The organism is Nonomuraea sp. MG754425 (assembly GCF_021699195.1).
In the GTDB taxonomy this organism is placed as follows: Bacteria; Actinomycetota; Actinomycetes; order Streptosporangiales; family Streptosporangiaceae; genus Nonomuraea.
The window spans coordinates 1-7,970 of the sequence record NZ_SSXE01000301.1 but is presented as its reverse complement, the minus strand read 5'-3'; the positions used below and the strand labels follow the sequence as shown (position 1 = coordinate 7,970).

8 protein-coding genes are annotated in these 7,970 nt (G+C 70.8%); 4 read left to right on the top strand and 4 right to left on the bottom strand.

Annotation, left to right across the window (positions count from 1 at the left end):
• The 3 genes from FAF44_RS50680 to pdhA all read right to left on the bottom strand — a co-directional run.
• Window positions 1–505 (bottom strand): biotin/lipoyl-containing protein (locus tag FAF44_RS50680; RefSeq protein WP_308193540.1); only part of this gene is annotated, 505 nt, incomplete at its 3' end.
• 12 nt (window positions 506–517) lie between these two features.
• The gene (locus FAF44_RS50675; protein ID WP_237110669.1) at window positions 518–1,498 is read right to left on the bottom strand and encodes an alpha-ketoacid dehydrogenase subunit beta; all 981 of its coding nucleotides are present in this window, start codon (window positions 1,496–1,498) and stop codon (window positions 518–520) included.
• Between the two features lie 60 nt (window positions 1,499–1,558).
• Entirely contained in the window at window positions 1,559–2,650 is a 1,092-nt protein-coding gene (gene pdhA / locus FAF44_RS50670) for a pyruvate dehydrogenase (acetyl-transferring) E1 component subunit alpha (RefSeq protein WP_237110668.1), read from the bottom strand.
• Between the two features lie 227 nt (window positions 2,651–2,877).
• Between pdhA and purS the strand changes: the two genes are divergently transcribed.
• The 4 genes from purS (at window position 2,878) to purL (ending at window position 6,780) form a co-directional block, all read left to right on the top strand.
• On the top strand, window positions 2,878–3,123 hold the full coding sequence (purS, locus tag FAF44_RS50665; protein WP_237110667.1) for a phosphoribosylformylglycinamidine synthase subunit PurS: 246 nt from the start codon (window positions 2,878–2,880) through the stop codon (window positions 3,121–3,123).
• A gap of 219 nt (window positions 3,124–3,342) precedes the next feature.
• The gene (locus FAF44_RS50660; RefSeq protein WP_272896164.1) at window positions 3,343–3,729 is read left to right on the top strand and encodes an ATP-binding protein; all 387 of its coding nucleotides are present in this window, start codon (window positions 3,343–3,345) and stop codon (window positions 3,727–3,729) included.
• A gap of 124 nt (window positions 3,730–3,853) precedes the next feature.
• Window positions 3,854–4,534 (top strand): phosphoribosylformylglycinamidine synthase subunit PurQ, encoded by a 681-nt coding sequence (gene purQ, locus FAF44_RS50655; protein ID WP_237110665.1) that lies wholly within the window; start codon window positions 3,854–3,856, stop codon window positions 4,532–4,534.
• Window positions 4,531–6,780 carry a phosphoribosylformylglycinamidine synthase subunit PurL gene (purL, locus tag FAF44_RS50650; RefSeq protein ID WP_237110664.1) on the top strand — a complete coding sequence of 750 codons (2,250 nt, stop codon included), beginning with the start codon at window positions 4,531–4,533 and terminating at the stop codon, window positions 6,778–6,780. The genes purQ and purL overlap by 4 nt, the downstream gene beginning before the upstream one ends.
• Window positions 6,781–6,853: 73 nt before the next feature.
• Here purL and FAF44_RS50645 read toward each other — a convergent pair whose 3' ends face one another.
• Window positions 6,854–7,750 carry a hypothetical protein gene (locus tag FAF44_RS50645; protein WP_237110663.1) on the bottom strand — a complete coding sequence of 299 codons (897 nt, stop codon included), beginning with the start codon at window positions 7,748–7,750 and terminating at the stop codon, window positions 6,854–6,856.
• Window positions 7,751–7,970 lie beyond the last annotated feature (220 nt).

Here is a 7,970-nt window from a genome sequence, read left to right as displayed (position 1 = left end):
GGGCGGTCGGGGCGGTCGGGGTGTCCACCTCGACCCGGGACGGGTTGGCCACCGGGTTGGCGGGCATGCCGGGTGCGGCCTGCCTGCGCGGCCGGCGTTTGGTGGCCCCGACCTTGACGCCGTAGCCGACCAGGACCGCCTGGCGTTCCTCCTTCGGGGCCGGGCTGCCGTGGGCGCCCGGCTCCACCGCTCCTTCCTCCGGCGGTTTCGGGACCATCTCCTCGGCCAGGGCGGCGGTGATGCCCCCAGCGGCCGGTTCGCCCGGCTCGGTGGTGTCCACCGCGATGATGGCCACGCCGACGTCGACCGTGTCACCCTCCTCGGCCATCAGGCCGGTGACCACGCCGTCCCAGGGGATGGGCAGCTCGACGATCGACTTGGCCGTCTCGATCTCCACCACGATCTGGTTGACCTTGACCGTGTCGCCCGCCTTGACGTGCCAGCGGACGATCTCGGCCTCCGTCAGCCCCTCGCCGACGTCCGGGAGCTTGAACTCGCGTCGCATCGCGCAACCCCCTCAGTACCCGAAGGTCCGGTCGACGGCGTCGAGCACCCGGTCCAGGTCGGGCAGGTAGTGCTCCTCCAGCTTCGACGGGGGGTAGGGGGTGGAGAAGCCGCCGGCCCGCAGCACGGGGGACTCCAGGTGGTAGAAGCACTGCTCGGTGATCCGGGCGGCCAGCTCCGCGCCGAAGCCGCTGTTGACCGGGGCCTCGTGGACGACCACGACCCGCCCCGTGCGCCGCGCGGACTCCATCACCAGCGGCTCGTCCAGCGGGTTGAGCGAGCGCAGGTCGATGACCTCCAGTGAGCGCCCGTCCTCCTCGGCCGCGGTGGCGGCCTCCAGGCAGGTCTTCACCATGGGGCCGTAGGCCAGCAGCGTGACGTCGTCGCCGGGGCGCACGACCCGGGCCGAGTGCAGCGGGGGCCACCAGTCGGTGGAGGCGGTGTCGATCTCGGCCTTCTCCCAGTAGCGGCGCTTGGGCTCGAAGAAGAGCACGGGGTCGTCGCTGCGGATGGCCTGCTGGATCATGGTGTAGGCGTCGGCCGGGTTGGAGCAGGACACGACGCGCAGGCCGGCCGTGTGGGTGAAGTACGCCTCGGGCGACTCGCTGTGGTGCTCGACCGCGCCGATGCCGCCGCCGCAGGGGATGCGGACGACGACGGGCAGCTTGATCGCGCCCAGCGAGCGCATCGGCATCTTGGCGAGCTGCGTGATGATCTGGTCGGCGGCCGGGAAGACGAAGCCGTCGAACTGGATCTCGCACACCGGGCGGTAGCCGCGCAGCGCCAGCCCGATCGCGGTGCCGATGATGCCCGACTCGGCCAGCGGCGTGTCGATCACACGGTCCTCGCCGAAATCCTTCTGCAGGCCGTCGGTGACCCGGAACACGCCGCCGAGCTTGCCGACGTCCTCGCCCATGATGAGGACCTTCGGGTCGTCCTCCATCGCCCTGCGCATGCCCTCGTTGAGGGCTTTGGACAGGCTCAGCACCGTCATGACGCCTCCTTCGCGAGCGCCGTGACCGTCGTGCCGCGCCGGTCGGTGCCTTCGCTTCGCTCAGTCACGGAACCCCTCCAAGTAGGCGGCGAACTCGGCGCGCTCCCGATCGATCAGGGGGTGGGGTTCGCGGTAGACGTGGTCGAAGATGTCGAGCGGCTCGGGGTCGGGCATGGCCAGGCAGCGGCGGCGCAGGTCCGCGCCGAGCTGGTCGGCCTCGGCGGCCACGGCGTCGATGAACGCCTGGTCGGCGTGCTCGTTCTTGAACAGGTACGCCTTGACCCGCTCGATCGGGTCCTTGAGCTTCCACGCCTCCAGCTCGCTGGCCACGCGGTAGCGCGTGGGGTCGTCGGTGGTGGTGTGGGCGCCCATCCGGTACGTGAACGCCTCGATGAGCGTCGGCCCCTGCCCGGTACGGGCGGCTTCGAGCGCCTTGCGGGTGACGGCCAGGCAGGCGAACACGTCGTTGCCGTCGACCCTGATGCCCGGGAACCCGAACCCGGAGGCCCGCCGGTAGAGGGGGATGCGGGTCTGCTTCTCCAGCGGCTCGGAGATGGCCCACTGGTTGTTCTGGCAGAAGAACACGATCGGCGCGTTGAACACGCTGGCCCAGATGAACGACTCGTTGACGTCGCCCTGCGAGGTGGCGCCGTCGCCGAAGTAGACGATGGTCGCCGCGGTGGCGTCGTCGCGCTGGATGCCCATGGCGTAGCCGACCGCGTGCAGGGTCTGGCTGCCGATCACGATCGTGTACAGGTGGAAGTTGTGCTCCTTGGGGTCCCATCCCCCGTGGTTGACGCCCCTGAACAGGCCGAGCAGCTTGACCGGGTCGACGTCACGGCACCACGCCACGCCGTGCTCGCGGTAGGTGGGGAAGGCCATGTCGGTGTCGGTCAGCGCGCGGCCGGAGCCGATCTGGGCGGCCTCCTGGCCCAGCAGCGAGGCCCAGATGCCCAGCTCGCCCTGGCGTTGCAGCGCCACGGCCTCCAGGTCGACGCGGCGGACGAGCACGAGGTCGCGGTAGAGCGACCGGACCTCCTCCGGCGTCAGGTCGATGTCGTAGTCGGGATGCTCGACCCGCTCGCCCTCGGGGGTGAGCAACTGGACGAGCTCAGGCGGTGCTCCCGCGCCGCTCGAGGCGTCTGTCGTCATGCGCCACTCCTGCTGGTCGGGGCCGGACTCGATGGGATTGCCACCTTAGGCCAGCCTTACCTAACGCCGAACCGCGAGGTGGTGGTTCGTACGCTTTTGGGGCCATCGTGGCAGACAGCACAGCCCTGTGCGCAAGCCCCATGTCCTCCCCGTTCCCGTTGTATCGGCTGCCACACGCGCCGGTAGGCTGTGCTTCCCATCCACCCACCGCTCCCAGGAGGAACGCTGTGGCCCGCGTCATCGTGGACGTCATGTTGAAGCCCGAGATCCTCGACCCGCAGGGTCAGGCCATAGCCAGGGCTCTGCCCAGGCTGGGCTTCTCCGGCGTCTCGGCCGTGCGCCAGGGCAAGCGCTTCGAGGTCGAACTCGACGGCCCCGCCGACGACGCGGCGCTCGACGAAGTGCGCAAGATGGCGGAAACCCTGCTCGCCAACACGGTGATCGAGGACTACCGCGTCCGCGTCGAGGGCTAAGGCACATTTGCCGCCCCGATTTCCCCTGGGGCGGTTAAAGCCCGGTTGGGCCATGCCACAATGCCACGGGCGTGCCAACACTAAATAACAACAACGTGATTTTGCGGTTAGCCCCGTTTTCTCAGGGAAACCTACTCCAGGTGAGATTCCGGCACCCGGAGGAGTCCGGTGGACATTGAGTTCTCGTTGGCGCTGCCTCGGGATGCGATCGGCATACCGATGGTCAGGCGAGTGCTAGGCGATGCCATGCGGTCACTCAACGTGAGTGAGACCTGCATCGCCGACATGCTGCTCGCCGTGTCCGAGGCGTGCTCCAACGCGGTCCGGCACGGAGGGCCGGCCAACCGCTACGAGGTGACGGCGGCGATCGGCGCCGGTCAGTGCGACGTACGCGTGGCCGACAACGGCGACGGGCTGCCGACGATGCCCCGCCAGTTCCCGCCTCCCGACACCGAGAACGGCCGCGGCCTGCTGATCATGCGCAGCGTCGTCGACGAGATCTCCTTCGGCGTGACCCCCGGCCGGGGCACCACGGTCCACCTGCGCAAGCTCCTCGCCTGGGACGACGGCGCCGACGCCCGTCCCCGCGAGCTGGCCGCCGTCTGAGCTGCGGCTTCACTCGACCACCGAGTCGATGCGGACCATCCGGGAGCACCCGATAATCTGATGGCACCGCCGTCCGCCCCGAAAGGACGGTCGCGCGCGCATTCCTCCGGAGGGGACGACAGTCATGAGCTCTGCCCGCGTGGGCGTAGTCACGTTTCCAGGAACTCTCGACGACCAGGACGCCGCCAGAGCCGTGCGCCTCGTGGGCGCGGAGCCGGTGCCGCTGTGGCACGCCGACCACGACCTGAGAGGAGTGGACGCCGTCTTCCTGCCCGGCGGCTTCTCCTACGGCGACTACCTGCGCTGCGGCGCCATCTCGCGCTTCGCGCCGCTCATGGAGGAACTCGTCCCCGCCGCGAAGGCGGGGCTGCCGGTCATCGGCACCTGCAACGGCTTCCAGATCCTCTGCGAGGCGCACCTGCTGCCCGGCGCGCTGACCCGCAACGCCTCGCTCCACTACGTCTGCCGTGACCAGCGGCTCAGGGTCGAGCAGAACGCGACCGCCTGGACCGGCTCCTTCGAGCCCGGCCAGGAGATCGTCCTGCCGATCAAGCACGGCGAGGGCCGCTACGTCGCCTCCGACGACACCCTGGCCGCGCTGGAGGCGGGCGGCCACGTGGTGTTCCGCTACCTCGGCAACCCCAACGGCTCGCTCAACGACATCGCGGGCATCCGCAACGAGGCGGGCAACGTGGTCGGGCTCATGCCCCACCCCGAGCACGCCGTCGAGGACCTGGTCGGCGCGCCGAGCACCGACGGCCTCGGCATCTTCACCTCCATCCTGAAGAACCTGGTGAACGCATGACCGACAGCGTGAAGCGGGCGGCCGAGACCCCCGACGAGCCGATGCCCTTCGCCGAACTGGGCATGAAGCAGGACGAGTACGACCGGGTCAAAGAGATCCTGGGCCGCCGTCCCACCGGCTCCGAGCTGGCCATCTACAGCGTCATGTGGTCCGAGCACTGCTCGTACAAGTCGTCCAAGGTGCACCTGAGGCAGTTCGCCAGCAAGGCGCCGAAGTCCGAGGCGCTGCTCGTGGGCATGGGCGAGAACGCCGGCGTGGTGGACATCGGCGACGGCTGGGCGGCCACGTTCAAGATCGAGTCGCACAACCACCCGTCGTACGTCGAGCCGCACCAGGGCGCGGCCACCGGCGTCGGCGGGATCGTACGCGACATCATGTCGATGGGCGCGCGCCCGATCGCCGTCATGGACGCCCTGCGCTTCGGCGCCGCCGACGCCGTGGACACCCGCCGGGTGCTGCCCGGCGTCGTGGAGGGCATCAGCAGCTACGGCAACTGCCTGGGCCTGCCCAACATCGGCGGCGAGGTCGTCTTCGACCCCTGCTACCTCGGCAACCCGCTGGTCAACGCCCTGTGCGTGGGCCTGCTGCGCAAGGACCAGATCAAGCTGGCCACCGCGCCGGGCCCCGGCAACAAGGTCGTCCTGTTCGGCGCCTCCACCGGCCCCGACGGCATCGGCGGCGCCTCGGTGCTGGCCAGCGCCACGTTCGAGGACGAGTCGCAGGCCAAGCGGCCCGCCGTGCAGGTGGGCGACCCGTTCATGGAGAAGCTGCTCATCGAGTGCTGCCTGGAGCTGTACGCGGCCGACGTGGTCGTCGGCATCCAGGACCTCGGCGCGGCCGGCGTCTCCTGCGCCACCACCGAACTGGCCGCCAAGGGCACCGGCGGCATGGCGGTCGACCTCAACCTCGTCCCGCTCCGCGACCCCTCGCTCAGGCCCGAGGAGATCCTCATGAGCGAGTCGCAGGAGCGCATGATGGCCGTCGTCCGGCCGGACGACATCCCCGCGTTCATGGCGATCTGCGAGCGGTGGGACGTGCCCGCCGCCGTCATCGGCGAGGTCACCGACACCGGCCGCCTGGTCATGACCTGGGACGGCGAGATCATCGTGGACATCCCGCCGGGCACCGCCGCCGACGACGGCCCCGTCTACGAGCGGCCCTTCCACGAGCCTGCCGGGCAGTCCGCGCTCAACGCCGACACGCCCGACCGCCTGGAGCGCCCCACCGACCTGCGAGCCACCCTGCTCAGGCTGCTCGGCTCCCCCAACCTGGCCTCCAAGGAGTGGGTGACCGGCCAGTACGACCGGTACGTGCGCTCCAACACCGTGCTGGCCCAGCCGGCCGACGCCGGCATGCTGCGCATCTCGGAGGTCATGGAGGGCGCCGAGCCGACGACCCGGGGCATCGCGCTCGCCACCGACGGCAACGGCCGCTACGCCAAGCTCGACCCGTACGCGGGGGCGCAGCTCGCGCTCGCCGAGGCGTACCGGAACGTGGCCGTGACCGGCGCGGAGCCGCTGGCCGTCACCAACTGCCTCAACTTCGGCTCCCCCGAGGACCCCGAGGTCATGTGGCAGTTCGCCGAGGCCGTGCGCGGCCTGGCCGACGCCTGCCGCACGCTGGGCGTGCCGGTCACCGGCGGCAACGTCTCCTTCTACAACCAGACCGGCACGACGGCCATCCACCCGACGCCGGTCGTGGGCGTGCTCGGCGTCATCGACGACGTGGCCAGGCGGGTGCCGTCCGGGTTCGTCCGCGAGGGGCTGCGGGTCGTGCTGCTCGGCGACACCGGCGCGGAGTTCGGCGGGTCCGAGTGGGCCAACGTCGAGCACGGCCACCTCGGCGGGCTGCCGCCGCAGGCGGACCTGGCGGCGGAGCGGGCGCTGGCGACCGTGCTGGTGGAGGCGGCCCGCAGGGGGCTGCTGGAGGGCTCGCACGACCTGTCGGACGGCGGGCTGGCCGTCGCGCTGGCCGAGTCCTGCCTGGCGCGGGGCGTCGGGGCCGGCGTGGAGCTGAGCGGCGACGCGTTCATCGACCTGTTCAGCGAGTCGGCCGCGCGGGCGCTGGTCGTGGTGCGGCCCGAGGCGTACGACGAGTTCGCCTCGCTGTGCGGGCGGCACGAGGTGCCGTGCTACGGGCTCGGGGTGACCGGCGGCGACTCGCTGGTCGTCAAGGACGTGTTCGAGGTCTCCGTGGCGGAGCTGCGGGAAACGCACACGAGCGCGCTTCCCGCGCTGTTCGGCTGAGTTCATCGCCAGTGAGGGCCGGTACGGGTTCCGTGCCGGCCCTTCGGTGTCACGCCTTCTCGCCCAGACCGCGTTACGCCTTCTTGCCCAGGCAGACCGCGTAGACCGTGCCCGCGCTGCCGCCGCCGCTCTGGCCGTAGGTCTGGGCGTCGGCGCCGTGCGGGTCGTTGCTGCTCTTGGCGACGCTGACGGTCCAGGAGCCGTTGCCCGGCGCGCTGCCGGTGACCTGGTACTTCGAGCTGACGGTGAAGCCGCCGCCGGTCACCGGGTCGCCGTTCCTGCACGAGGCGGTGCCGGAGGAACCGCTGATGCTCGCGGTGACGGTGTAGGTGGTGAAGCCCGCGCCGGTGCCGGGCTCACCCTTCGGACCCTGCGGGCCCTGGGGACCCTGCAGGCCGCGGTCGCCCTTCGGGCCCTCGGGGCCGCGCGCGCCGTCGGTGCCCTTCGGGCCCTGGATGCCCTGGCGGCCCTGCTCGCCCTGTCGGCCCTGCTCCCCTTGGCGGCCCTGCTCCCCCCTCGGGCCCTGCGGGCCGGTCGCGCCCGTCTTGCCCTGAGGGCCGGTCTCGCCGGTCTTGCCGGGCTCACCCTGCTCCCCCTTCGGACCCTGCGGGCCGGCCGGCCCCGTGACGCCCTTGGGGCCCTGCGGGCCGGTCTCGCCCTGCGAGCCCTGGACGCCCTGCTTGCCCTGGGGACCGGCCGGGCCGCGCTCGCCCTGCCTGCCCTGCTCGCCCGTCTGGACGGTGGTCGTCGAGGTGGCCGAGCCGCCGATCAGGATGCGCTCCTCCGTCTTCCTGCACTTCGTCGTCGGGTTGACGATGCGGGCGTAGCGCGTCTTCTTGTGCACGCAGGCGTGCACCTCGGAGGCGGCGGACGAGGCGGTGGCGACGCCACCCACAGCGAGCAGCGAGGCGGCCAGCGCCCCGACGGCGGCGAGCGTGATCGTGCGCCCGCCTCGAACCTTGATAGCCACGGCTTTCCTTCCGATGAAACGAGTGATGCACGCGATGTGCATGAGATTCACGCTTCGACCGTTCCAACGGATGACAGCGACTACATAACGTGTTTATCACGACACGGATGGTTACTGACTGAGTTGACCGATTGTCTCCGACTTGGGTGAGTAAAACGACGCATTGGCGACCGAGATCCCGCGTGGATAATCGGGTCTGTGCCCACCCCCGGTCCGGCCC

Excerpts from the sequence above, each read along its gene's own strand:
- FAF44_RS50675 (WP_237110669.1), bottom strand. The coding sequence starts at position 1,498 with ATGACGGTGCTGAGCCTGTCCAAAGCCCTCAACGAGGGCATGCGCAGG.
- pdhA (WP_237110668.1), bottom strand. The coding sequence starts at position 2,650 with ATGACGACAGACGCCTCGAGCGGCGCGGGAGCACCGCCTGAGCTCGTC.
- FAF44_RS50660 (WP_272896164.1), top strand. The coding sequence starts at position 3,343 with ATGGTCAGGCGAGTGCTAGGCGATGCCATGCGGTCACTCAACGTGAGT.
- purQ (WP_237110665.1), top strand. The coding sequence starts at position 3,854 with ATGAGCTCTGCCCGCGTGGGCGTAGTCACGTTTCCAGGAACTCTCGAC.
- purL (WP_237110664.1), top strand. The coding sequence starts at position 4,531 with ATGACCGACAGCGTGAAGCGGGCGGCCGAGACCCCCGACGAGCCGATG.